We start from the raw sequence: 25,354 nt of genomic DNA on the forward strand, positions 1-25,354 counted from the left end.
CCGAGGCATCTGCCCGGCGGGTCGTCCTCGAACCCGAAGGCCAGCGCTCTCATGTCTATGAATCCCATCGTCGTCCGCGACCTCTCCGTCTCCTTCCGCAGCGGCTCCGTTCTCACCGGGATCGACCTCACCGTCTCCCCGAGCGAGCGGATCGCTCTCGTGGGGGAGAACGGCGCCGGCAAGTCCACGCTGCTCCGCGCTATCGCACGCCGGCTTCCCACCAGCGCCCAACGCACAGGCACGCTCGAGGCGCCGGACGACCTCGTCTGGCTGCCGCAGGAGCCGCCGTTCGGCGACGAGGCGAGCATCGAGGACGTGCTCGCCACCACGCTGCGCCCTCTGCGCGAGGCCGTCGCGACGGTCGAGACCCTCGCCGATCGGCTCGACGACCCCGAGGTCGCCGAGACGTACGCGCGCGCCCTCGACTTTGCTGTCGCCCACGACGCGTGGGACGCCGACCGCCGGGCCGTCCTGGCCGCGGAGCGGCTCGGTCTGAGCGGGCTGGACCGCGATCGTCCGATCAGCACGCTCTCGGGCGGGCAGCGGACTCGGCTGGCGCTGGCGACCGCGATCACGCGACGGCCCGACGCGCTGCTGCTCGACGAGCCGACCAATCACCTCGACGACGAGGCGGTCACGGTGCTGGGGGAGTTTCTGCGCGATCTGCCCGGCGTCGTCCTGATGGCCTCCCACGACCGGGTCTTCCTCGACGAGGTCGCCACCGGGCTCTTCGACCTCGACCCGACCGCCTTCGGCACAGACGGTGCCGGCGGGCGGCTCTTCGGAGGCGGATGGAGCGACTACGAGGAGGCGCGGAAAGCTGCGCGCGAGCGGTGGGAACAGACGTACGCCGAGCAGCAGGAGGAGCTCAAGCGTCTGCGCACGGCGACGAAGATCGGCAACGACGCGATCGCCCACAACCGCGGCCCGACCGACAACGACAAGTTCATCTACAAGTTCAAGGGCAGCAACGTCGAGCGCACCCTCGCCCGCCGCAAGAAGGACGCCAACCGGCGGCTGGAGGAGGCCGAGGAGACACAGGTACGCAAGCCGCCTCCGCCGTTGCGCCTCAACGCCGCGCTGTCGGCTGCCGGGGCGAGCGGGCGGATGGTCGTCGTGCGTGACCTGGTGGTCGAGGAGCGGCTCAGCCTGCCGGTCCTCGACATCACGGCGGGGGAGCACCTGCTGATCACCGGGCCCAACGGCAGCGGCAAGTCCACGCTGCTCGGGGTGATCTCCGGCCGGGTGAAGCCCGCCTCGGGAGACGTCCAGGTCAGTGCACGACACGTCGAGGAGCTCACCCAGGACCCGCAGTTCGGAGACCTGCGCCGCAAGGTCGCCGACGTCTACCGCGAGTCGGTGGGGGAGGTCCTGGCGACCGAGGTGCCGCTGCGCGACCTCGGCCTGGTCCACCCGCGCGACCTCAACCGGCCCGTCGGTGCGCTGAGCGTCGGGCAGCGTCGCCGGCTGGACCTGGCGATCGCGATCGCTACCGGTCCGGACCTCTTGCTCCTCGACGAGCCGACCAACCACATCTCGCTCACCCTGGCAGGCGAGCTGGAGGAGGCGATCGGTGTCACAGCGGGCACCGTCGTCGTCGCCTCCCACGACCGGTGGCTGCGCCGACGCTGGGTCGGCCCGGAGCACCACCTCGTGCCCTGAACAGGGCGCTGACGGGCCACTTACGAGCGAAGCCCTGTGGATGAGCAGCGTTATCCACAGGGCTTCGGAACGTCGTTGTCCTCGCGTGCGGGCCATGGTGCCGTAGACCCATGACCGACAAGCTCCCGTACGCTCCCGTCCTCCGCACCCAGGCCGACGTCGAGGCCGCCTGGCGACATCTGATCAACCCGCTCGGCTGGCCAGAGCCACGGCTGTGGTTCATGTTGGTCGACCCCGACGGGATCCCGTTCCCGCAGCTGTGCCAGATCGAGGGGCTGCCGGTGGAGATCGCCGGTGACGGTGCCGCCAACCTCGCCACGATGCTGCATGACCTGATCGATGCGCACGGCTTCGACAGGGTCGAGCTCCTGCTGTGCCGGCCGGGCGGTGGCCCACCGAACCGCTCAGACCGGAAGAACGCCGCCGAGCTCTACGACGCGTGTGTCCTGGCGGAGGTGCCGCTCGATGTCGTCCACCTCGCGACCGACCACGACTTCTGGCCGATCCCGCTGGACGCGCTCGGGGAGGTCAGAACTCCAGCGTGACCTTCGTGTCGCCGAGCTCGCGCTCGACGATGCGGTCGAACTCCGCGGCGGCGGCCTCCCGCTCGACCAGGTCACGCAACGCGTGGTCGATCGCAGCCTGGTTGGTCGTCGTGCCGGCGATCTTCCTCGCCTCGGCCAACAGCTCCTCGTCGATGCTGATCGACGTCTCGGTCATTGCGTACCCCCGCACGTAATCGTGATGAAACATCGAAACGCTAGCGGCGCGCCTCATGCAACGCAATGACCTGCGACAACCGTCACATCGTGTCGCACTCAACCGCTTCCGGGCGGAGTCGTGGTGTCGGTGCTCGCCTCTAGGGTGCTCGACCATGAGCCCGGAGGACCGACTGTTGACCGACATCGCGATCATGGTGGACTCGATCGAGCCGATGGACGCCGTGGAGATCGGCCACATCGCCGAGGCGTCGGCGTGGTTGTGCATGACCGACGACGTCTTCCGGCGCAGCACCGCCCCGACCGCGCCGGCCAAGCACCTGGTCTCCTACTTCCTGCTCGTCGACCCGGTCAGCGGCCACGTGCTGCTGGGCGATCACCGCAAGTCCGGCCTCTGGCTACCCTCCGGCGGCCATGTCGAGCCCGGCGAGAATCCCGCCGAGACCGTACGCCGCGAGTGCATCGAGGAGCTCGGCGTCGAGGCTGCGTTCATCCCGCCCTCGGCCCGCGCCCGCTCCTGGTCACCATCACCAACACCCGACCGGACCGGCCCGACGTGCACACCGACGTCAGCCTCTGGTTCGTCCTTGCTCACGACCGCCACCAGCCGCTGCGACCCGACGAGCGGGAGTACGCCGCAGCGCGCTGATGGACACCGTCCGAGATCCGCGCCGCCGACCCAGGATCGTTCGACCCGCACATGGGCCGGATGCTCGACAAGCTGAAGACTCTCGGAGCCTGAGCCTCACTCCGGGCCTGTCCCTGTTGGTTGCCGTCAGATGGCTGAACGCCAGGGTGCTCGAAGAGGGCTCTCGCAGCGATGGTGCAAGCAGTTCTTGCACGAATGCCGGCGGCTGATCCAGAGACCGACCGGTCAGTGCGCCGACCGGGCGAGTCGGTCGACAAGTCGTAGGGCCTCGGGGAGACGGGCTGAGCCGGACATGGTGCGAACAAGATCGGCGGCATCGGCCTGCGACATGCCTGCGGCCGTGACGTACAGCGGTCTGGTCGAGGTTCCGCGGAGAACGGGCTCGGCGTGGCTGGCGCTGCGAAATGCGGTCTTGGCGACGCCGATCACCGCCGGAGCGAGTCCGGCCTTCCATACGTGCCACCCCAGACCGGGTGTTCCGTCCGGGGCAAGGTCGACGTACCCGTCGACGATCAGCACATCGAGCGGATCGACGTCGGCGAGGAGGGCGGTCAGCGCGGGCAGTTCGCGTTCGTAGAACCTGCCTGGGGTGTAGTCGGCGACCTCGTCGAGCCAGGCCGTATGTTGCTCGACGATCTCGCAAAGCGCCGCCTCGTCGCTCACCACGAGTGCGGCATGCCCCCCACCGGATGTCGGGTAATGGACGTCGGCCGCCCCGAACCTGGTCATCACGGTCACAGATTAGGGCGAGCGTGTGGAACACCGGTGAGTCGCGCATCAGGCACATGCCAGGATGGAGGCGAGAAGGACCGATGTGGGTCCGTGAACGCAAGGGTTAGAGATGACGGACGCAGCGTGGTACCCGGACCCGACCGGACAGGCCGAGCTTCGCTACTACGACGGGAGCCAGTGGACCGAGCACGTGTCCACGGGCGGGCAGCAGTCGACGGCGCCCCTGGCGCCGCCTCAGGCCACCGTGGAGCAGGAGGCTCCGACGCAGGTCGGGTCGGCGCAGGCCGTGCAGGCGGCGTACGGCGACCACGCCCAGGCGCAGCAGGCCCAGTACGGGCAGCAGCCCGCCCAGGCCCAGCAGCCCGCGGGCGACGCGTTCGCGGGGATCTCCGGTGACCTGATCGACGGTCGCTTCTCCGAGATCGAGGGCAACGGCGCGGTGCTGCAGAACAAGAAGCTTCTGCGCGTACGCGTGGGCGAGCCGTTCCAGGCGCGCCAGGGCTCGATGGTGGCCTACCAGGGCAACGTGCAGTTCAAGTACCAGGGCGGCGGCGTGGGGAAGTTCCTCAAGAAGGCCGTCACCGGTGAGGGTCTCAGCCTGATGGGTGTCGAGGGCCAGGGCGACGTCTTCCTGGCCGACGCGGCCAAGGAGGTCCACATCCTCCAGCTGAACAACTCGGGCATCTCGATCAACGGCGACCACGTGCTCGCCTTCTCCAACAGCCTGCAGTGGAACATCGAGCGGGTCCAGGGCGCCGGCATGCTCACCGGCGGCCTCTTCAACACGACCCTGCGCGGCACCGGTTGGGTCGCGGTCACCACCGAGGGCGACCCGGTGGTCCTCAACGCGGGCGAGGCCCCGACCTTCACCGACACCAATGCTGTCGTCGGCTGGTCCCTCGGCCTGCAGACCAGCCTGCAGAAGTCGTTCACCGCCGGTGCGCTCATCGGCCGCGGCAGCGGCGAGGCGTTCCAGGTCGCGTTCCACGGCGCCGGCTTCGTGATCGTGCAGCCGTCCGAGGGCGCGGTCGTGCCGCCCCACTCGCACAGCTGAGCGCGTTCAACCCGGTGCGACTGCCGCGTACGTCACATGCTGGCGTACGCGGCGGACGCCAACTGCCGTCAACCGGCATCTGCTTGATACTGTCACCAGCAAGTTGACCGACATCCTTTAAGCACCGTCCCGTGAGGCGGAGAAGGAGGTACGGCGTGCCGCTGCATGCCCACAAAGAAGCACTCCTCGTACTCGAGGATGGTCGATCGTTCCGGGGGGAGTCGTTCGGTGCCGAGGGTGAGACCTTCGGTGAGGCGGTCTTCTCCACCGGCATGACGGGCTATCAGGAGACGCTGACCGACCCGAGCTACCACCAGCAGGTGGTCGTCATGACCGCCCCGCACGTCGGCAACACCGGCGTGAACGACGAGGACCCCGAGTCCCGTCGGATCTGGGTGGCCGGATACGTCGTCCGCGACCCGGCCCGCGTCCCCTCCAACTGGCGCGCCCAGCGCACCCTCGACGACGACCTCCGCGACCAGTCCGTCGTGGGCATCGCGGGCATCGACACCCGCGCCCTGACCCGCCACCTGCGTGAGCGCGGCGCGATGCGTGTCGGAATCTCGACGATCGAGACCGACCCCGAGGCCCTGCTGAAGAAGGTGCTCGCCTCCGCCGAGATGAGCGGTGCGAACCTCTCCGACGCGGTCAGCACCCAGGAGGCGTACGTCGTCCCCGCGCAGGGCGAGAAGCGGTTCACCGTCGCGGCCCTCGACCTCGGCATCAAGGAGATGACCCCGGAGCGGATGGCCGAGCGCGGCATCGAGGTGCACGTGCTCCCGGCGACCGCGACCCTCGAGGACGTCCTCGCCACGAATCCCGACGGACTCTTCTACTCCAACGGCCCCGGCGACCCGGCCGCGACCACCGGCCAGGTCGAGCTGCTCAAGGCGGCGCTGGCCGAGGACATCCCCTACTTCGGCATCTGCTTCGGCAACCAGCTCTTCGGCCGCGCGCTCGGCTTCGGGACGTACAAGCTGAAGTACGGTCACCGCGGGATCAACCAGCCGGTCATGGACCTCACCACCCGCAAGGTCGAGGTGACCGCCCACAACCACGGCTTCGCCGTGGACGCGCCGATCGGCGAGGAGACGAAGACCGAGTACGGCATCGCGACCGTCTCCCACGTCAACCTCAACGACGACTGCGTCGAGGGCCTCGAGCTCAAGGACGCCGACACCGGGAAGCTCAAGGGCTTCTCCGTCCAGTACCACCCGGAGGCAGCGGCCGGCCCGCACGATGCCGCCTACCTCTTCGACCGGTTCATCTCTCTCATGGCGAAGGAGGTCTGAGCGATGCCCAAGCGCGAAGACATCAAGTCCGTGCTCGTGATCGGCTCCGGCCCGATCGTCATCGGCCAGGCCTGCGAGTTCGACTATTCCGGCACCCAGGCCTGTCGCGTGCTGCGCGAGGAGGGGATCCGGGTCGTCCTGGTCAACTCCAACCCGGCCACGATCATGACCGATCCGGAGTTCGCCGACGCGACCTACGTCGAGCCGATCACCCCCGAGTTCGTCGAGAAGGTCATCGCCAAGGAGCGCCCCGACGCGCTGCTGGCGACCCTCGGCGGCCAGACCGCGCTCAACTGCGCGGTGGCGCTCGACGAGCGCGGCATCCTGGAGAAGTACGACGTCGAGCTGATCGGCGCGACCATCGACGCGATCCAGCGTGGTGAGAACCGCGAGGAGTTCAAGAAGATCGTCGCCGAGCTCGGCGGCGAGAGCGCCAAGTCGGTCATCTGCCACAGCATCGACGACCTGCTCGCCGGCGCCGAGGTGCTCGGCTACCCGCTGGTCATCCGGCCGAGCTTCACCATGGGTGGCTCCGGCTCGGGCTTCGCGTTCAACGAGGCCGACCTGCGGCGCCTGGGCGGCGCCGGCCTCGCCGCCAGCCCGACCACCGAGGTGCTCCTGGAGGAGTCGATCCTCGGCTGGAAGGAGTACGAGCTCGAGGTCATGCGTGACCGCAAGGACAACTCGGTCATCGTCTGCTCCATCGAGAACCTCGACCCCATGGGCGTGCACACCGGCGACTCGATCACCGTCGCGCCCGCGATGACGCTGACCGACCGTGAGTACCAGAAGCTCCGTGACCTCGCGATCGGCATCATCCGCGCCGTCGGCGTGGACACCGGCGGCTGCAACATCCAGTACGCCGTCAACCCGGCCGACGGCCGGATCATCGTCATCGAGATGAACCCCCGCGTCTCCCGCTCGAGCGCGCTGGCCTCGAAGGCGACCGGCTACCCGATCGCCAAGATCGCCGCCAAGGTCGCGATCGGCTACACCCTCGACGAGATCGAGAACGACATCACCACCGGGCCGAACGGCTCGACCGCCGCGTCCTTCGAGCCGACCCTCGACTACGTCGTGGTCAAGGTCCCGCGGTTCGCCTTCGAGAAGTTCCCGGGTGCCGACACCACGCTGACCACGCACATGAAGAGCGTGGGCGAGGCGATGGCGATCGGCCGCAACTTCACCGAGGCTCTCCAGAAGGCGCTGCGGTCCCTGGAGAAGCCCGAGGCGGTCTTCGACTGGACCCAGGAGGTCGTCGAGCTCGACAAGCCCGCGCTGCTCGAGGAGATCAAGACCCCGACCGACGGTCGTCTGAAGCGGGTCATGGACGCGATCCGCGCCGGCGCGACGCCGGAGGAGATCTTCGAGTCCACCAAGATCGACCCCTGGTTCATCGACCAGCTCTTCCTGATCAACGAGATCGCCCAGGAGATCATCGCGGCGCCCGAGCTGACCGCCGACGTGCTCCGCTACGCCAAGCGCCACGGCTTCTCCGACTACCAGCTCGGCAAGATGCGCGGCATGACCGCGGACGTCGTCCGCGGCGTCCGCCACGCGCTGAACATCCGCCCGGTCTACAAGACCGTCGACACCTGCGCGGCCGAGTTCGAGGCACGTACGCCCTACCACTACTCCTCCTACGACGAGGAGACCGAGGTGGCGCCCCGGGAGAAGGAGGCCGTGATCATCCTCGGCTCCGGTCCCAACCGGATCGGCCAGGGGATCGAGTTCGACTACTCCTGCGTGCACGCCTCCCTCGCGCTGAGCGAGGCCGGCTACGAGACCGTCATGGTCAACTGCAACCCGGAGACGGTGAGCACCGACTACGACACCTCCGACCGGCTCTACTTCGAGCCGCTCACCCTGGAGGACGTGCTCGAGATCGTCCACGCCGAGCAGCAGGCCGGCCCCGTCGTCGGCGTCATCTGCCAGCTCGGTGGCCAGACCCCGCTCGGTCTCGCGCAGGCGCTGAAGGACAACGGCGTACCGATCGTCGGCACCAGCCCCGAGGCGATCCACCTCGCCGAGGAGCGCGGCGCCTTCGGCCGGGTGCTCCACAAGGCCGGCCTGGTCGCGCCGAAGCACGGCATGGCCACCACCTTCAACGAGGCCCGCGAGATCGCTGCCGAGATCGGCTACCCGGTCCTGGTGCGTCCCTCCTACGTCCTCGGTGGCCGGGGCATGCAGATCGTCTACGACGACGAGGCGCTGCGCTCCTACATCGAGGCCGCGACCGAGGTCACCCCGGACAAGCCGGTGATGGTCGACAAGTTCGTCGACGACGCGGTCGAGATCGACGTCGACGCCCTCTACGACGGCACCGACCTGTTCCTGGGTGGCGTCATGGAGCACATCGAGGAGGCCGGGATCCACTCCGGCGACTCCTCCTGCGCGCTGCCGCCGATCACCCTCGGCGCGGCCGAGGTCGAGCGGATCCGCACCGCCACCCTGGCGATCGCCGAAGGTGTGGGCGTACGCGGCCTGCTCAACATCCAGTACGCACTCGGCTCCGACGTGCTCTACGTCATCGAGGCCAACCCGCGCGCCTCGCGCACCGTCCCGTTCGTCTCCAAGGCGACCGCGACGCCGCTGGCCAAGGCCGCGGCGCGGGTGATGCTCGGCGAGTCGATCGCGGAGCTGCGTACGGCCGGGGTGCTGCCGACGACCGGTGACGGGGGAGCGCTGCCTCCCAACCAGCCGATCGCGGTCAAGGAAGCGGTCATGCCGTTCAACCGGTTCCGCACGCCCGAGGGCCAGCAGGTCGACACCGTGCTCGGCCCGGAGATGAAGTCGACCGGCGAGGTGATGGGGCTCGACTCCGACTTCGGCCGCGCGTTCGCCAAGAGCCAGGCCGGCGCGTTCGGCCCGCTGCCGACGTCCGGACGGATCTTCGTCAGCATGGCCAACCGCGACAAGCGCACCATGATCTTCCCGATCAAGGTGCTCGCCGACCACGGCTTCGAGATCTTCGCGACCGAGGGCACCGCCGAGGTGCTGCGCCGCAACGGCGTCGCCACCCGGCAGATGCGCAAGCACTCCGAGGGTGTCGGTCCCGACGGCGAGAAGACCACCGTGCAGCGGATCCTCGGCGGCGAGGTCGACCTGGTCATCAACACGCCCAACGGCACCTCCAACGCCAAGTCCGCCCGCATGGACGGCTACGAGATCCGCACGGCCGCGGTGATGGCCAACATCGCCTGCATCACCACGGTCCAGGGCCTCGGCGCCGCGGTGCAGGGCATCGAGGCGCTGCGGCGCGGTGAGATCGACGTACGCAGCCTGCAGGAATGGCGCGACGTCGTCGGCCACCACGACGGCGGGGTGTCGGCCCGGTGAGCGAGCGCAAGCGAGCGAACAATCAGGGCAAAATGCTGCCGCGTCCGTATCGTTGCTCCTCCTCTACGGAGGTGGCGGCATGAGGGCTTATCGGACGCTGTTCGACAAGGTCCTGACGAAGACCGATCCGGAGCGGGTCCACCAGCAGGCGTTCGCCGCGATTCGGGCCGCCGGCCCGGCGCTGTCCAGGACGCGTACGCCGGGTTCCCCGGTGCACGCCATGGGGCTCACCTTCCCGAACGTGATCGGGCTGGCCGCGGGCTTCGACAAGAACGCGGTCGGGATCGACGCCCTGGGCGGGCTCGGCTTCGGCCACGTGGAGATCGGCACCGTCACCGGTGAGGGCCAGCCGGGCAACCCGGCTCCGCGGCTCTTCCGGCTGCCCGCCGACCGCGCGGTGATCAACCGGATGGGCTTCAACAACGACGGTGCCGAGGCGGTCGCCGCCCGGCTGGCCAGCCGCCTGGAGCGGCGCGGCACGGCCACCGGCGGGCCGATCCTCGGCATCAACATCGGCAAGACGAAGCTCGTGCCCGAGGACGACCAGGCCGCGGTCGAGGCCGACTACGCCAAGTCGGCGCGGCTGCTGGCGCCCTACGCCGACTATCTGGTCGTCAACGTCTCCTCGCCCAACACGCCCGGCCTGCGCAGCCTGCAGTCCGTCGAGAAGCTGCAGCCGCTGCTGGAGCACGTGCGCTCGATCGCCGACCAGGTCACCAAGCACCGGGTCCCGCTGCTGGTCAAGATCGCGCCAGACCTGGCCGACTCCGACGTGGTCGAGGTCGCCGATCTGGCCAGCGCCATCGGTCTGGACGGGATCATCGCGACCAACACCACCATCGGCCGCGAGCATCTCCTCTCCTCGCCCGCCGAGATCACCGCGGCCGGTGCCGGCGGCCTCTCGGGTGCCCCGCTGAAGGCGCGGGCGCTCGACGTCCTGCGGCTGCTCCGCAGTCGGGTCAGCCCCGAGATGACTCTGGTCGGCGTGGGTGGCATCGCCACCGTCGAGGACGCCCGCGAGCGCCTCGCGGCCGGTGCCGACCTGCTCCAGGGCTACACCGGGTTCATCTACGAGGGCCCGCTCTACGCCCGCCGGATCGCGAACGGGGTGGCTCGATGAGCTTCGGTGCCCGTTACGTCGCAGCGCTCGCCGAGCGCGGGCGACTCTGTGCCGGGATCGACCCGCACGCCTCGCTGCTCCTCGACTGGGGGCTCAACGACGACCTCGCCGGCCTGGAGAGGTTCGCCCTGACCGCGGTCGAGGGCCTCGCTCCGTACGTCCCCGTCGTCAAGCCGCAAAGCGCCTTCTACGAGCGCTTCGGCTCGCGTGGCGTCGCCGTCCTGGAGCGGGTCATCGCCGAGTCGAAGGCCGCCGGTGCGCTGGTGCTCCTCGACATCAAGCGCGGTGACATCGGCTCCACCAGCCAGGCCTACGCCGACGCCTACCTCGATCCCGCCAGCCCGCTGGGCTCCGACGCGGTGACGGTGAGCCCCTACCTGGGCTTCGGGTCGCTGACGCCGTTCGTCGAGACAGCCACGAAGTTCGACGCCGGGCTGTTCGTGCTCGCCCTGACCTCCAACAAGGAGGGCCCCGAGGTGCAGCACGCGACGGTCGAGGACGGCCGCAGCGTCGGCCGGGTGATGCTCGACCATCTGCGCCGGCTCAACGAGGCCGAGACGCCGCTGGGCTCCTTCGGCGCGGTCGTCGGCGCGACGATCGACGGTGCGGACGGTGCCGGCGTGGCGTACGACTTCGGGTTCAACGGCCCCATCCTGGCGCCGGGCTTCGGTGAGCAGGGCGGCACCCCGGGCGACCTCGCCCGGATCTTCGGCTCCGCCAACGCCCACGTGGTCGCCAGCACCAGCCGCGGGCTGCTGCGGAAGGGTCCGGACGTGGCCGCGCTGCGCGACGAGGCGCTGCGGCTGCGGGACGAGCTCGGCTGACGGCCGCCGGTTCGTCTAGGTATGCAGACGAACCGTCGCTTCCCAAGCGGAGCTCCGCACGGGAAGAGACGGTTCCGCTGCATACCTAGACCAACCGCCCACCCCCGTGCCTGACAAACTAGGCCGATGACCAGTCTCCGGATGGCCGCCCGACTCCTCGTCCTGCCGATCCTCGCCACGAGCCTGAGCTCGTGCGGTGACCCGATCGAGAGCTACTGCGAGTCCCTGAGAGGGCACCAGGAGGAGCTGACGAACACGCTGGGGGAGGGCGGCACGGATGGCCTGATCGCGGCCCTGCCGGTCTTCGAGGACCTCGAGAGCAACGCCCCCGACGACATCGAGAAGGACTGGAAGACGCTCACCGGGGCGATCTCGGGGCTCCGCACCGCTCTGGACGACGCCGGCGTCTCGGCCGACGAGTTCGAGGACGGCGAGCCGCCCGAGGGCGTCGGCGACGCCGAGGCGAAGAGGATCGCCGACGCGGCCACGAAGGTGAGCAGCACGAAGACCCAGGAGGCGTCCGTACGCGTCCAGCAGCACGCCCGGGACGTCTGTCACACGTCGCTGACCCTCTGAACCATCGTGGGAACCATCTTGGGAACCAGATGGACACCAGATAGGCGACCCCGATTGCCGCCCCGGCAACGTAATGGCTAGATTGGCGCGAGCGCTTACTTTCAGCGCTCAGCCGGGGGGCACGATCCCTGTACCGCGCGACCCGGTTGCCCTGTTGACTACACATTTGATCGTGAAAGGGAGTCTTCGTGGCTCTGCCTCCGGACATCACCCCTGAACAGCGCGCTGCCGCGCTCGCCAAAGCCGCGGCCTCGCGCCAGGAGCGGGCTGCTGTCAAGAACAAGGTCCGCACTGGCGGCATGTCCGTCATCGAGGTCATCGAGGAGGGGAAGAAGAACGAGGTCGTCGGCAAGATGAAGGTGATCGACCTGCTGACCTCCCACCCCGGCCTCGGTGAGGTGCGGGCAACCCAGATGATGGAGCGTCTCGGCATCGCGATGAGCCGCCGTGTGCAGGGCCTCGGCCCCAAGCAGGTGGCCGCGTTGGTCGAGGAGTTCGCTCGCCGATGAGTCTGATGACGGACGAGAAGGCCCCGACCGGAGCCGGCGAGAGCCAGGAGAAGCGACTGGTGGTCCTGGCCGGCCCGACCGCGGTCGGCAAGGGCACCGTCTCCGCGGCGGTCCGCGACGACCACCCCGAGGTCTTCTTGTCCGTCTCGGCGACGACCCGCAAGCCTCGCGAGGGCGAGGTCCACGGGGTGCACTACCTCTTCGTCTCCGACGAGGAGTTCGACGCGATGATCGCCGGCGGGGAGCTGCTGGAGTGGGCCACGGTCCACAACATGGCCCGCTACGGCACCCCGCGCGGTCCCGTCGTCAAGGCGCTGGCCGAGGGCCGCCCGGCGATGCTCGAGATCGACCTGCAGGGCGCCCGGCTGGTGCGCGAGACCATGCCCGAGGCCATCTTCGTGTTCCTCGCCCCGCCGAGCTGGGACGAGCTCGTACGTCGCCTGGTCGGCCGGGGCACCGAGACCGAGGCCGAGCGGGAGCGGCGCCTGGAGACCGCGCGGGTCGAGCTGGCGGCGGAGAAGGAGTTCGACGTCACCATCGTGAACCACGAAGTTCATCAGGCAGCCGAAGAGTTGGTAACCTTGATGACGCTCGGGCTCCCGAGCAAGAAATCCGACCAAGCCGACAAGTGAGGCTCACGTGGCTGCCCCTCAGATCGACGCCCAGGGCGTGACCAACCCCTCGATCGACGACCTGCTGACGAAGACCGACAGCAAGTACAAGCTGGTTCTCTACAGCGCCCAGCGGGCTCGCCAGATCAACGCCTACTACTCCCAGCTCGGCGAAGGCCTGCTCGAGTACGTCGGCCCCTTGGTCGACACCCACGTTCAGGAGAAGCCCCTCTCGATCGCGCTGCGCGAGATCAACGAGGACCTGCTGACCTGCGAGGACATCGACCCGGCCGAGCTGGCCGCCCAGGCTGCCGCCGCTCAGGCCGCTGCTGCCGACGCGCCTGCCGCCGACCTCTGATCTAGGCACTTCGCTGTCCACCCACAGCACCACCCCGGCCGCCGCTCTCGACGAGAGGCGGCCGAAAGTGGTCTTAGGGGTCGCCGGCGGCATCGCCGCCTACAAGGCGGCCGAGCTGCTGCGCCGATTCACCGAGTCCGGCCATGACGTGACCGTGGTCCCCACGGCCTCCGCCCTCGAGTTCGTCGGGGCCCCCACCTGGGCGGCGCTGTCGGGCAAGGAGATCGCCACCGGCGTCTTCGAGAACATCACCGAGGTCCCGCACGTACGCATCGGGCAGCAGGCCGACCTCGTGGTCGTCGCGCCGGCGACCGCCAACACGCTCGCCCGCGCGGCCCACGGCCTCGCGGACGATCTGCTCAGCAACGTACTGCTCACCGCGCGCTGCCCGGTCGTCTTCGCCCCGGCGATGCACACCGAGATGTGGGAGCACCCGGCCACCCAGGCCAACGTGGCCACGCTGCGAGAGCGCGGCAACATCGTCATCGAGCCCGCCGAGGGCCGGCTGACCGGCAAGGACACCGGCAAGGGGCGCCTGCCCGAGCCGAGCGAGATCTTCGAGCTGTGCCGCGCGGTGCTCGCCCATGGTGCCCGGGCCGACCTGGTCGGCCGACACGTCGTGGTCTCGGCCGGTGGCACCCGGGAGTTCCTCGACCCGGTCCGCTATCTCGGCAACCGTTCCTCGGGTCTGCAGGGCTACGCCATCGCCCGTGCGGCGGCCGCCCGTGGCGCGGAGGTGACGCTGGTCGCGGCCAACGTCACCCTGCCCGACCCGGCCGGCCTGAAGGTCGTACGTGTCGGCACCACCGCCGAGCTGCGCGACGCTGTCGTCTCCGCCGCCGAAGGTGCGGACGCGATCGTCATGGCGGCCGCACCGGCCGACTTCCGCCCGACCGGGGTGAGCGAGGCCAAGATCAAGAAGGCCTCCGACGGCTCGGCGCCGACGATCGAGCTGATGCAGAACCCCGACATCCTGGCCGAGATCTCCCACAACCGGACCAAGCCGGGTCAGGTGGTGGTGGGTTTCGCGGCCGAGACCGGGGACGCGACCGGCTCGGTGCTCGAACTGGCCGCCGCCAAGCTGAAGCGGAAGGGGTGCGACCTGCTCGTCGTCAACGACGTCAGCGGTGGCGCCGTCTTCGGCAGCGAGGTCAACAAGGCGGTCATCCTGGATGCGGACGGAGGCCACGTCGACGTGCAGGAAGGGGCGAAATCCGCTCTGGCAGAGGTCATCTGGGACCAGATCGCCTTACGCCTGGATGAACAACGCACGAACTGACGACACGCCCCGCGCCACGATGAGGACCAGCGCAGCAGTCCTGGGATCCGGGGTCTATGTTTGTCGACCAGAACGATTGACGTATATCGACCTGAACCACCACACGAACCTGTGAAACGGAGCTACACGTGACCGGACGTCTCTTCACGTCGGAGTCGGTGACCGAGGGGCACCCGGACAAGATCGCCGACCAGATCAGCGACACCGTGCTCGACTACCTGCTCGAGCACGACCCCAAGAGCCGGGTGGCTGTCGAGACCCTGCTCACCACCGGCCTGGTCGTGGTCGCGGGCGAGGTGACCACCGACGCCTACGCGCCGGTCGCCCAGCTCGTGCGCCAGAAGATCCTCGACATCGGCTACGACTCCTCCCTCAAGGGCTTCGACGGCCACTCCTGCGGCGTGCAGGTCGCCATCGGCGCGCAGAGCCAGGACATCGCCCAGGGCGTCGACACCGCGGAGGAGCACCGTCTCAACTCCTCGGTCGACGAGCTCGACCTGCAGGGTGCCGGTGACCAGGGCCTGATGTTCGGCTACGCGTGCGACGACACGCCCGAGCTCTTCCCGCTGCCCATCAAGATGGCGCAGACGCTCGCCGAGAAGCTGACCGCGGTCCGCAAGGACGGCACGCTCGACTACCTGCGTCCCGACGGCAAGACCCAGGTCACCATCGAGTACGACGACGAGGGCCGCGCCGTGCGCGTGGACACCGTCGTGCTCTCGACCCAGCACTCCGAGGAGACCACCCAGGAGCAGCTGCACGCCGACATCAAGAAGTACGTCATCGAGCCGGTGCTCGAGCAGTTCAAGGCGTCGGTCCCCTTCGACGGCTACAAGCTCCACATCAACCCGACCGGCCGCTTCGTCGTCGGTGGCCCGATGGGTGACGCCGGCCTGACCGGCCGCAAGATCATCGTCGACACCTACGGCGGCATGGCCCGCCACGGTGGCGGTGCCTTCTCGGGCAAGGACCCGTCGAAGGTCGACCGGTCGGCTGCGTACGCGATGCGCTGGGTGGCCAAGAACATCGTCGCCGCGGGCCTGGCCCGTCGCGCCGAGGTCCAGGTGGCCTACGCCATCGGCAAGGCCCAGCCCGTCGGTGTCTTCGTGGAGACCTTCGGCACCCACACGGTGCCCGAGGCCAACATCCAGAAGGCCGTCCTGGAGGTCTTCGACCTCCGCCCGGCCGCGATCCTGCGCGACCTCGACCTGCTCCGCCCGATCTACGCCAAGACTGCTGCGTACGGTCACTTCGGCCGCGAGCTCCCCGAGTTCACCTGGGAGCGCACCGACCGCGCCGACGCGCTCAAGGCTGCTGCCGGCGCCTGAGGTCGGAATACCCGGTTAACCGGGTATTCCTGCACTTCTCGGGCATTGCAACACCCGAGAAGTGCAGGAATTGCCTGAGAAGTCTGGCGCCTGTCCCGTGGGACGGGCGCCAGACTACGTTTTCGCGAGGCCGCTGCCACTTGCCTGTCGGCGGCTGCTGGTAGAAATGACCTCTGTGAGCCGGGGACCGCAGGAGGCAGCCGGGGCAGCCGAGTTGGAGCTGCCCGGGCTGGTTCGCGACCGGGTCAAGGAGGGGCGGGCGAAGGCCGCGGCCACGCGTGCGCGCAAGGCCGCCGAGGCCGAGACCGCCGAGATCGATCCGGTCGCCAAGGTTCTCGTCGATCTGCCGATGGCCCACCTGGACCGGCCCTTCGACTATGCCGTCCCGGCCTCGATGGCCGAGGAGGCGCAGCCCGGGGTGCGGGTGAAGGTGCGGTTCGGACCCAAGGACGTCGACGGGTTCGTCGTGGCCCGGGCCGAGGCCTCCGAGCACGCGAAGCTGCAGCCGCTCAAGCGGGTGGTCAGCTCCGAGGTGGTGCTCACCCCGCAGGTGGCCGCGTTGAGCGAGGCGGTCGCCCGGCGCTACGCAGGTCCCCGGGCCGATGTGCTCCGGCTCGCGATCCCTCCGCGGCACGCATCGACCGAGAAGGAGCCGTCACCGACCCCGCCGATCGCCCCGGCATTCGATCCCGCTGCCGCGGCCGCTGCGTGGGCGGGTCACGAGCCGGCAACCGCATTCCTGCGACACCTGGCCTCCGGCGGAGCGCCGCGCGCGGTCTGGCACGCCGCGGCCGGCACCGACCACGCCGACTTGATCGCGCACGCCACCGCGGCGACGCTCGCCTCCGGACGCGGTGCGCTGGTCGTGGTGCCCGACTGGAAGGACCTCGCCCGCCTCGACACCGCGATGACGGCGGTGCTGGGGGAGGGCCGGCACGCCGTGCTGGCCGCCGACGCCGGGCCGGCGTCTCGCTACCGTGAGTTCCTGCGGGTCTCCCGAGGCGCGGTGAAGGTGGCGATCGGCACCCGTGCCGCGGCCTTCGCGCCGGTGCGCGACCTCGGGCTCGTGGTTGTCTGGGACGACGGCGACGACCTGCTCGCCGAGCAGCGTTCGCCCTACCCGCACGCGCGTGACGTGCTGCTGCTGCGGGCCGAGCAGGAGCAGGCGGCCGCGCTCGTGGGCGGCTTCGCACGGACCGTGGAGGCCGGGTTCCTGGCCGAGACCGGCTGGGCCCAGGAGATCCGCCCGACGCGTGCCCTGGCCAGGCAGCGGGTGAGCATCGAGATCACCGGCGACACCGACTTCGACCTCGAGAAGGACCCGCTCACCCGAGCCTCCCGGGTGCCCCGCGAGGCGCACGAGGCGATCCGCGCCGCGCTCGCCACCGGACCGGTCCTGCTCCAGACCCCACGCCGCGGATATGCGGCCTCGTTGGCCTGCGACCGGTGCCGTACGCCGGCCAGGTGCTCGGCCTGTCAGGGGCCGCTGCAGCTCGGCGGACCGGCCGCGCCGCCGACGTGCGCCTGGTGCGGACACGTCGAGGCGGCATGGGCGTGCGGCGCCTGTGGAGGATTCGGCCTGCGGGCGCCGATCATCGGCGAGGCGCGTACGGCCGAGGAGATGGGTCGCTCCTTCGCCGGGGTGCGGGTGGTCACCTCGTCGGCGGGGGCGGTGAAGCAGACCGTGCCGGGGACCCCTGCCATCGTCGTCGCGACGATCGGTGCCGAGCCCGTGGTCTCGACAGGCTCGACCACCGGTAGCGGCTATTCCGCGGTGCTGCTGCTCGACACCTGGCTGCTGCTGGGGCGGCCGGACCTGCGTACGGACGAGGAGGCGCTGCGCCGCTGGAGCAACGCCGCCGGACTGGTGCGGCCCGGCGGGCGGGTCCTGGTCGTCGGCGACCCCGCGCTGCCGGTGCTGCAGGCGCTGGTGCGCTGGGACCAGCCCGGGTTCGCCCAGCGGGAGGCGTCCGCACGGCAGGAGGCCCACCTGCCACCGGCCTCGCGGATGGCCACGATCACCGGCACGCCCGGCGCACTCGACGACGCGCTCACCCTGCTCGCGCTGCCGCCGGGCGCGGAGGTCCTGGGACCGGTGCCTGCCGAGCCGACCTCCACCGGCGAGCCACGGCTGCGCGCGGTCGTGCGCGTCCCGCGGTCTCTCGGCACCAAGCTCACCGAGGCGCTCGGGGAGCTGCAGCGGGTGCGGTCGGCGCGCAAGCTCGACCCGGTGCGCGTCCAGGTCGATCCGCCGACGCTCTGAGCCAGGCTCAGCCCACGTATTGTGGACCCGACACGCTCGACCACCTAGGAGAACAGTGGCAGTCCAGCCCATCCGACTCTTCGGCGACCCCGTGCTGCGCAAGCCAGCCATCGAGGTCGTCGACTTCGACAAGGAGCTGCACAAGCTCGTTGCCGATCTGACCGACACCATGCTCGAGGCGCCCGGCGCCGGACTGGCCGCTCCGCAGATCGGGGTGAGCCTTCGGGTCTTCACCTGGTACGTCGACGGCCAGGTCGGTCACCTGGTCAACCCGGACCTGACCCTGTCGGAGGAGACGCAGGACGGCGGAGAGGGCTGCCTCTCGCTGCCCGACATCACCTTCGACTGCCGCCGCGCGCTGTCGGTCGTGGCGAAGGGCTTCGACATGCACGGTGAGCCGGTGACCATCGAGGGCTCTGAGCTGCTCGCCCGAGCCATCCAGCACGAGACCGATCACCTCGACGGCATCCTGTTCATCGACCGGCTCGACGAGGCCGCGCGCAAGGCGGCGATGAAGGAGATCCGGGAGTCGGAGTGGTTCGGCCTGGAGAAGCCGACGGTGAAGATCTCGCCGCACGCGACGAACGGGTTCGGGTTCTGATGAGGGTCGTCTTCGCAGGCACGCCGGAGGTCGCCGTACCGTCCCTGGACGCGATCGCCGCCTCCCGCCACGAGCTGGTCGGTGTCGTCACCCGGCCCGATGCCGCCCAAGGCCGCAGCAAGCGGCTGGTGCCCTCTCCGGTCGCCCAGCGGGCCGAGGATCTGGGGGTGCCGGTGCTCAAGCCGGAGCATCCCCGCGAGCCCGAGTTCCAGGCTGCGCTGAAGGCGCTGGATCCCGACTGCTGCCCCGTGGTCGCCTACGGCGCGATGCTGCCGCAGTCGGCGCTGGACATCCCGCCGCACGGTTGGGTCAACCTGCACTTCTCGCTCCTGCCCGCCTACCGTGGTGCGGCTCCGGTGCAGCGTGCGGTCTGGGCCGGCGAGGAGATCTCCGGCGCGACCACGTTCCGGATCGTGAAGGCGATGGACGCCGGGCCCGTCTTCGGCACCATGACCCAGGCGCTGGCCCCTGACGAGACCTCCGGGTCGCTCTTCGAGAAGCTCACCGCCGGTGGCGCCACGCTGCTGGTCTCCACCCTCGACGGGATCGAGGACGGCTCCCTGGAGGCTCGTGAGCAGCCCGCCGACGGCGTCTCCTACGCCGACAAGATCACCGTCGAGGACGCTCAGATCGACTGGACGCAGAACGCGGTCGCCATCGACCGACAGGTCCGCGCCTGCACGCCGGCGCCGGGTGCCTGGACCCTGCTCGACGGAGAGCGGTTCAAGGTCGGCCCGATCACGATGACCGAGGACGAGGCTGCCCCCGGCGAGCTGGTCGTCCGCAAGAACGAGGTCCTCGTCGGCACCGGCACGACGGCCGTCCGCCTGGGCCGCGTGAAGGCCTTCGGCAAGAAGGAGATGCCGGCGGCCGACTGGGCCCGCGGCGTACGTCTGGAGTCCGGTGTCGCCTTCGAATAGGGCACAGCCGGGTAGGCGTCCGGGCCGCAGGCCTCAGGGACCACGGCGGCCGGGGGAGCGGAGCGGCACCAAGCCCGCCGACCCGGCGCGGCTGGCGGCGTTCGAGGTGCTCAAGGCGGTGCGGGTCGACGAGGCGTACGCCAACCTGGTGCTGCCCCACGTCCTCGGCCGCCTCGGCCTGGAGGGTCGCGACGCGGCCTTCGCCACCGAGCTGGCCTCGGGGACGCTGCGGCAGCAGGGCACCTACGACGCCGTGCTGGCCGCGTGCATCGACCGGCCGCTGGCCAAGGTCGAGGCGAAGGTGCTCGACGTGCTGCGGCTGGGGGCCCACCAGGTGCTCTCCATGCGGGTCCCGGACCATGCCGCGATCTCGACCAGTGTCGACCTGGCCCGCTCCAAGGTCGGGCAGGGACCGGCGGGCTTCGTCAACGCCGTCCTGCGCAAGGTCACCCGCAACACGCTCGAGGAGTGGGTCGCCGAGGTCGCGCCCGCGCGCGAGAAGGACCACGACGGCTGGGCCGCGGTCGCCTTCAGTCATCCGCGCTGGGTCGTCGAGCAACTGGCCGAGGCCGTCGGCCGCGATCAGATCGACGCGCTCCTCGAGGCGGACAACGTGCCGCCGTCGGTCACGCTCGTCGCCCGTCCCGGGCGCGCGACGGTCGCCGAGCTCGGCGGTACGCCGACGTCCTACTCGCCCTTCGGCGTCACCCTCGACGCCGGCTCACCGGCCGGGATCGCCGCGGTCGCGGAGGGACGTGCGGGCGTGCAGGACGAGGGCTCGCAGCTCGTGGCCATCGCTCTGGCCGAGGCGGCCATCGAACGCGACGACGACCGGGCGGAGTCCTGGCTGGACCTCTGCGCCGGACCGGGCGGCAAGTCGGCCCTGCTGGCGGCCCTGGCCGCGCAGCAGGGCGCCGCGCTGGTCGCCAACGAGCGCCAGCCGCACCGCGCCGGGCTCGTGCTGGCCAACCTGACCGACCGCGCGGCCGGATCACGCGTCGAGGGGGTCGCGGGCGTCGTCGCAGGCGACGGGACCAGGCCGCCGTTCAAGGACGCCACCTTCGACCGGATCCTCGTCGACGCCCCGTGCACCGGCCTGGGGGCGCTGCGCCGCCGACCGGAGGCGCGGTGGCGGCGCGGCACGGCCGACCTCGACGTACTCGTCGGCCTGCAGCGCTCCCTCCTCGACCGGGCCATCGACCTGACCAGGCCGGGCGGCGTGGTGCTCTACGCCACCTGCTCGCCGGTGCTCGCCGAGACGAGCGGCGTGGTGCGGAGCGTGCTCGGGGACCGATCCGACGTACGCCTCGAGCCCATCGGCGCCACGGTCGGCAGCGTGCCCGACAGCGCTGGGCCGATCGAGGGCACGGTGCAGCTGTGGCCGCACCGCCACGGCACCGACGCGATGTTCCTGGCGCTGCTGCGGCGCACCCGTGCGTGAGGCTCTCAGTCGAGGATGTGGCGCAGGTAGCGGCGCGGGTCGTCGAGGTAGCTGCGCCAGTGACGTACGAGCTCGAGGTCTTCCCAGGTCGTCTCGCGCAGGCCCCAGTCGCCGACCTCGAGGATGGTGGCGCTGGGCATCGCGGCGAGCACCGGCGAGTGGGTGGCGCAGAGCACCTGCCCGCCGTCGCGCACCACCTCGTCGAGCGTGGCGATCAACCCCATCGTGGACATGAACGACAGCGCCGCCTCCGGCTCGTCGAGACAGTAGAAGCCGGGCGTGTCGAAGCGGTTGCGCAGCACCGCGAGGAAGGACTCGCCGTGGCTCATCTCGTGGAACACGGGCTCGCCCGCCGGTGAGGCACCCAGATCTTCCATGTAGGTGTACCAGCCGTGCATCGTCTCGGCGCGGAGGAAGAAGCCCCAGCGCGCGGAGCCCAGGCCGCGCTGGAGGCGGAGGACGTCGCTCAGCGGTGACTCCGATGCCCGCGTCGAGTGGTTGGTGTTGCGAGAGCCGCCCTCGGGATTGAGACCGTACGCCGCGGCGACCGCCTCCACGATCGTCGACTTCCCCGAGCCGTTCTCCCCGACCAGGAACGTGATACCGGCGCCGAGATCGAGCCCCTTCTCGACGACCTGGGCGACGGCCGGAACGGTCAGCGGCCACTCGCCCGGGAGCAGCGGCTCACGCGCGGGATCCGCCTCGACGCGTACGACGGGAGGCTGGTCGAAGTCCATGCCCCGAATATAAGAGGGGCGTGCTGATCGCCGAGTCTTCGCTGGATCCGTGGCCTACGCTGGCGAGCATGACCAAGGCATCGCCGTCGGTGGAGATAGAGGTCGACAACCGTGTCGTCAGGATCTCCAACCCCGACCGGGTCTACTTTCCGGAGACGGGCGCGACGAAGCTCGACGTGGCGCAGTACTACCTCGCCGTCGGCCCGGGGATCGTCAATGCGCTGTGGGAGCGGCCGTGCATGCTGCACAGGTTCCCCAAGGGCCTGGCCGGGCCGAAGGTGCACCAGAAGCGGCTCCCGCAGGGAGCGCCCGACTGGATCGAGACCGTACGCCTCTACTTCCCGCGCTGGGGCCGCACGGCCGACGAGCTGTGCGTGACCGAGCTCGGCGCGGTGATCTGGGCGGTCCAGATGTCGACGGTCGAGTTCCACCCCTGGAACAGCCGCCGCGAGGACACCGAGAAGCCCGACGAGTGGCGCATCGACCTCGACCCCGGTCCCGACTGCCCGTTCTCGACGGTGCAGACCGTCGCCGGCGTGGTCCGCGAGATCCTCGACGAGCTCGGCGCGGTCGGCTACCCGAAGACGAGTGGCGGCTCCGGGATGCACGTGTATGTCCGGATCCCGGCTGAGCACGGGTTCCAGGACGTACGCCGCGCCGCGCACGCCTTCGCCCGCGAGGTCGAGCGCCGGGCACCGAAGCTGGTGACCACCGCATGGTGGCGCAAGGATCGCGACCCGGCGCAGCTGTTCGTCGACTACAACCAGAACACCCGGGACCACACGATCGCGTGCGCCTACTCGATCCGCGGCGTCGCCGACGGCAGGGTCTCCACCCCGATCGCCTGGGAGGAGACCAAGGACGTCGACCCGCGCGACTTCACGATGCGTACGGTGCCTGCGCGGTTCGCGGAGATCGGTGACCTCCACGCCGACATCGACGACCATCCGTTCTCGATCGAGCCGCTGCTCGAATGGGCCGCCCGCGACGAGCGTGACGGGGCGGGGACGCCTCCCGAGGAGGAGTGACCCTCACCAGACCTCGAGTCGCTCGCCCAGGGTGCGCCCGAGCTCCTTGGAGTAGGTGGCGGTGAGGTGGTGGCCGTCGCGGTGCGTGATCGTGTCGCCGACGACCGTCGTGCAGATGCCGACGCTGTCACAGAACATGTCGTCGAGGTCGACGGTCTCGACACGAGCGGACTTGGCCGCCTGGATCTGCAGGTCGGCGCCGTCCTGCTGGCTCTCGAGCGGCTTGTAGGTGCAGGGCGAGAGCGTCTTGTTGCTGCTCAGGCAGGTGGCCGGGTCGAACTCGAGCGCCGGGACGTCGCGCAGCCACACGGTGCGCTTGGCGACGGGCTTCACCTGCGCCAGCAGCCGCTGGTAGCCGCGGTAGACGGCGCGGCGTACGTCCTCACGGTCGGTGTGGCGGCCCGAGGAGTCGTGGTAGGCGGCGCTGATCGGGCGCGAGGAGATCAGCAGCAGGTCGGGACGGAGCTTCTTGACCGAGGAGAGCATGAAGTCGTGGAAGTCGTCGCACGAGGTCATCGGGTCGGTGCTGTCGATCTTGTCGGGCGTCACCAGCGAGACGGTGCACTGCGGCATCGCCAGCACATAGGCGCGGTAGCCGGAGCGCTCGGCGATCTCCTCGACGGCGGGTGTCCAGTGGCGGGCATGGGAGTCGCCGATGATCACCATCGTCTTCTCGGCGTCGACGTCCCCGCGCGGGCACAGCTTGCGTACGTTGGTCGCGTAGTAGTTGCACGCACCGACAGTCTCGACGTCGTCGGAGAGGTTGGTGAGCCCCGGCTTCAGGTTGGTGGGGATGGGCTGGTTCTTGCGGGCGGCGAGCACCGAGGCCTTCAGCAGGGCCGGGAGCGGGTCGGGCTCCTGCGCCTTGGCCGCCGGCGGTGCGTCGCTCGACGCCGGGCGATCGGGCTGCTCGGAGTCCTTGGACTGCTCGGCGGAGGCGGAGGCGGAGGCGGAGGAGTCCGCCTCGGCCAGCGTGATCGCCGGCTGGTAGCCGTCGCGAGCGGCCCCGGTGGCGTAGGAGTTGGCCCCGAAGCAGGTCACCGCGACCAGGGTGATGCTCAGCGGGTAGAGCGCGACCGGGCCCAGCGAGCCCGCCCTGCGCAGCGCCGGGCGGTGCCACAGGACGCCGCGCCGGAACGGCTCCTCGACGAAGCGGTAGGAGAGGCCCGCCAGGCCGAACGCGAGTGCCACGAGGAGCACCTGCTCCCACCAGTGCAGCTCACGGCCCAGCTGCAGCTCGGCGAGGACCAGCACCGGGAAGTGCCACAGGTAGAGCGAGTAGGACCAGTTGCCGATCACCTGCAGCGGCGGCACCGACAGCAGCCTGCCGACCACCGTCGGGCCGTGCCACAACGTGCCGGCCACGATGATGAAGACGCTGCCGAGGACGGGCACGAGCGCCGGGGTGCCCGGGAACGGGGTCGCGTCGTTGAACTGCAGGCAGGCGCACACGATGAAGAACATCCCGAACGCGGAGAGCACCTGCGCCCGCCAGCGTGCGGTCGCGTCCTGCGGCCCGTCGTCGCGGAACGCGATCGCCGCGATCGCGCCCAGGCCGAGCTCCCAGGCGCGGGTGAAGGGCGAGAAGTACGCCGCCTCCGGGCTGGTCCGGGTCAGCACCGCCGAGGCGAGCAGCGATGCCACGATCACGACACCGAGCGCGATGACCAGCACACGCCTGCGCCCGCGCGGGTCGGGCTCGGCCTGCTTGCTGCGCCGCTTCAGCACCCACAGGCAGCCCAGGATCATCAGCGGCCAGACCAGGTAGAACTGCTCCTCCACCGCGAGCGACCAGAAGTGCTGGAGCGGCGACGGCGGCAGCGCGGCCGAGAAGTAGTCGGTCTCCAGCGCCGCGAACCGGAAGTTGGCGGCGAACGCCGCTGACCACAGCGCATCGAGGGCGATCTCACGGGTGCGTACGAAGCCGAGGAAGAACGCGGCGTAGACCACCGTCGCGAGCAGGACCACGGTCGCCGCGGGCAGGATCCGCCGGGCCCGGCGAGCGTAGAAGCCGAGCAGGCTGACCCGGCCCTCGGTGCGCACCTGCCGCATCAGCTGCTGGGTGATCAGGAAGCCCGAGATCGCGAAGAAGACGTCGACGCCGACGAAGCCGCCGGTCAGCGACCCGAAGCCGACGTGGAGCGCGACGACCGCGAGCACCGCGATCGCGCGCAGGCCCTGGATGTCGAGGCGTTGCCGAGACGAGGTCGCGCTCCCGGTCGTCGAGCTCACGGGCAGCCGCACCTCCCTCAGCCAAGCGCATCCGTCACATTCGTCGCGACGATAACTCTCGTAACCGGCCGATCCTGGTA

At 70.1% G+C, this 25,354-nt stretch carries 23 protein-coding genes; 19 read left to right on the plus strand and 4 right to left on the minus strand.

Annotation, left to right across the window (positions count from 1 at the left end; translation table 11 throughout):
- Positions 1-51: 51 nt before the first annotated feature.
- Positions 52-1,662: an ABC-F family ATP-binding cassette domain-containing protein gene (locus tag OG984_RS04145; protein WP_328530384.1), complete on the plus strand. Its 1,611-nt coding sequence runs from the start codon at positions 52-54 to the stop codon at positions 1,660-1,662.
- 110 nt (positions 1,663-1,772) lie between these two features.
- A complete protein-coding gene (locus OG984_RS04150; RefSeq protein WP_328530385.1) occupies positions 1,773-2,207 on the plus strand; it encodes a hypothetical protein in 435 nt (144 codons plus the stop codon).
- Here the strand turns inward: OG984_RS04150 and OG984_RS04155 are convergent.
- Positions 2,191-2,382 carry a type II toxin-antitoxin system VapB family antitoxin gene (locus OG984_RS04155; protein WP_328530386.1) on the minus strand — a complete coding sequence of 64 codons (192 nt, stop codon included), beginning with the start codon at positions 2,380-2,382 and terminating at the stop codon, positions 2,191-2,193. The two genes, OG984_RS04150 and OG984_RS04155, sit on opposite strands and share 17 nt — an antisense overlap.
- Before the next feature lie 154 nt (positions 2,383-2,536).
- On the opposite strand from OG984_RS04155, the gene OG984_RS04160 reads away from it, so the two are divergent.
- On the plus strand, positions 2,537-3,106 hold the full coding sequence (locus OG984_RS04160) for an NUDIX domain-containing protein (RefSeq protein WP_328530387.1): 570 nt from the start codon (positions 2,537-2,539) through the stop codon (positions 3,104-3,106).
- Between the two features lie 149 nt (positions 3,107-3,255).
- Here the strand turns inward: OG984_RS04160 and OG984_RS04165 are convergent, their stop codons facing one another.
- Complete coding sequence (locus tag OG984_RS04165) at positions 3,256-3,759, minus strand: endonuclease V (protein ID WP_328532319.1); 504 nt, start codon at positions 3,757-3,759, stop codon at positions 3,256-3,258.
- 112 nt (positions 3,760-3,871) lie between these two features.
- On the opposite strand from OG984_RS04165, the gene OG984_RS04170 reads away from it, so the two are divergent.
- The 15 genes from OG984_RS04170 to OG984_RS04240 all read left to right on the plus strand — a co-directional run bounded on the left by OG984_RS04170 (position 3,872) and on the right by OG984_RS04240 (position 21,277).
- Positions 3,872-4,816 (plus strand): AIM24 family protein, encoded by a 945-nt coding sequence (locus OG984_RS04170; protein ID WP_328530388.1) that lies wholly within the window; start codon positions 3,872-3,874, stop codon positions 4,814-4,816.
- 155 nt (positions 4,817-4,971) lie between these two features.
- Positions 4,972-6,108 carry a glutamine-hydrolyzing carbamoyl-phosphate synthase small subunit gene (gene carA / locus OG984_RS04175; protein WP_328530389.1) on the plus strand — a complete coding sequence of 379 codons (1,137 nt, stop codon included), beginning with the start codon at positions 4,972-4,974 and terminating at the stop codon, positions 6,106-6,108.
- 3 nt (positions 6,109-6,111) lie between these two features.
- The gene (gene carB, locus OG984_RS04180; protein ID WP_328530390.1) at positions 6,112-9,447 is read left to right on the plus strand and encodes a carbamoyl-phosphate synthase large subunit; all 3,336 of its coding nucleotides are present in this window, start codon (positions 6,112-6,114) and stop codon (positions 9,445-9,447) included.
- A gap of 79 nt (positions 9,448-9,526) precedes the next feature.
- Entirely contained in the window at positions 9,527-10,567 is a 1,041-nt protein-coding gene (locus tag OG984_RS04185; RefSeq protein ID WP_328530391.1) for a quinone-dependent dihydroorotate dehydrogenase, read from the plus strand.
- Entirely contained in the window at positions 10,564-11,391 is an 828-nt protein-coding gene (gene pyrF / locus OG984_RS04190; RefSeq protein ID WP_328530392.1) for an orotidine-5'-phosphate decarboxylase, read from the plus strand. The genes OG984_RS04185 and pyrF overlap by 4 nt, the downstream gene beginning before the upstream one ends.
- Positions 11,392-11,517: 126 nt before the next feature.
- A complete protein-coding gene (locus OG984_RS04195; RefSeq protein ID WP_328530393.1) occupies positions 11,518-11,967 on the plus strand; it encodes a hypothetical protein in 450 nt (149 codons plus the stop codon).
- Positions 11,968-12,155: 188 nt separating this feature from the next.
- Positions 12,156-12,476 (plus strand): integration host factor, actinobacterial type, encoded by a 321-nt coding sequence (gene mihF / locus OG984_RS04200; RefSeq protein WP_008356752.1) that lies wholly within the window; start codon positions 12,156-12,158, stop codon positions 12,474-12,476.
- Complete coding sequence (gene gmk, locus OG984_RS04205; protein ID WP_328530394.1) at positions 12,473-13,108, plus strand: guanylate kinase; 636 nt, start codon at positions 12,473-12,475, stop codon at positions 13,106-13,108. The genes mihF and gmk overlap by 4 nt, the downstream gene beginning before the upstream one ends.
- Positions 13,109-13,115: 7 nt before the next feature.
- The gene (gene rpoZ / locus OG984_RS04210) at positions 13,116-13,445 is read left to right on the plus strand and encodes a DNA-directed RNA polymerase subunit omega (protein WP_328530395.1); all 330 of its coding nucleotides are present in this window, start codon (positions 13,116-13,118) and stop codon (positions 13,443-13,445) included.
- A 67-nt stretch (positions 13,446-13,512) separates the two neighbouring features.
- Positions 13,513-14,724, plus strand: coding sequence for a bifunctional phosphopantothenoylcysteine decarboxylase/phosphopantothenate--cysteine ligase CoaBC (gene coaBC, locus OG984_RS04215; RefSeq protein ID WP_328530396.1), 1,212 nt, complete (start codon positions 13,513-13,515; stop codon positions 14,722-14,724).
- Between the two features lie 128 nt (positions 14,725-14,852).
- Positions 14,853-16,052: a methionine adenosyltransferase gene (metK, locus tag OG984_RS04220; protein WP_328530397.1), complete on the plus strand. Its 1,200-nt coding sequence runs from the start codon at positions 14,853-14,855 to the stop codon at positions 16,050-16,052.
- Positions 16,053-16,227: 175 nt separating this feature from the next.
- Positions 16,228-18,315 (plus strand): primosomal protein N', encoded by a 2,088-nt coding sequence (locus OG984_RS04225; RefSeq protein ID WP_328530398.1) that lies wholly within the window; start codon positions 16,228-16,230, stop codon positions 18,313-18,315.
- A 55-nt stretch (positions 18,316-18,370) separates the two neighbouring features.
- The gene (def, locus tag OG984_RS04230; protein WP_008356739.1) at positions 18,371-18,916 is read left to right on the plus strand and encodes a peptide deformylase; all 546 of its coding nucleotides are present in this window, start codon (positions 18,371-18,373) and stop codon (positions 18,914-18,916) included.
- A complete protein-coding gene (gene fmt / locus OG984_RS04235; RefSeq protein WP_328530399.1) occupies positions 18,916-19,836 on the plus strand; it encodes a methionyl-tRNA formyltransferase in 921 nt (306 codons plus the stop codon). The genes def and fmt overlap by 1 nt, the downstream gene beginning before the upstream one ends.
- 91 nt (positions 19,837-19,927) lie before the next feature.
- Positions 19,928-21,277 carry an RsmB/NOP family class I SAM-dependent RNA methyltransferase gene (locus tag OG984_RS04240; RefSeq protein WP_328532320.1) on the plus strand — a complete coding sequence of 450 codons (1,350 nt, stop codon included), beginning with the start codon at positions 19,928-19,930 and terminating at the stop codon, positions 21,275-21,277.
- Between the two features lie 5 nt (positions 21,278-21,282).
- Here the strand turns inward: OG984_RS04240 and OG984_RS04245 are convergent, their stop codons facing one another.
- Positions 21,283-22,014, minus strand: coding sequence for an AAA family ATPase (locus OG984_RS04245; RefSeq protein ID WP_328530400.1), 732 nt, complete (start codon positions 22,012-22,014; stop codon positions 21,283-21,285).
- A gap of 68 nt (positions 22,015-22,082) precedes the next feature.
- Here OG984_RS04245 and ligD point away from each other — a divergent pair, with 68 nt between their 5' ends.
- Positions 22,083-23,042: a non-homologous end-joining DNA ligase gene (gene ligD, locus OG984_RS04250; RefSeq protein WP_328530401.1), complete on the plus strand. Its 960-nt coding sequence runs from the start codon at positions 22,083-22,085 to the stop codon at positions 23,040-23,042.
- A 3-nt stretch (positions 23,043-23,045) separates the two neighbouring features.
- On the opposite strand, the gene OG984_RS04255 is transcribed toward ligD, so the two are convergent.
- Positions 23,046-25,274 carry an acyltransferase family protein gene (locus tag OG984_RS04255; protein WP_328530402.1) on the minus strand — a complete coding sequence of 743 codons (2,229 nt, stop codon included), beginning with the start codon at positions 25,272-25,274 and terminating at the stop codon, positions 23,046-23,048.
- Positions 25,275-25,354: the final 80 nt, after the last annotated feature.

The sequence above is a fragment of the Nocardioides sp. NBC_00368 genome (assembly GCF_036090055.1).
In the GTDB taxonomy this organism is placed as follows: Bacteria; Actinomycetota; Actinomycetes; order Propionibacteriales; family Nocardioidaceae; genus Nocardioides.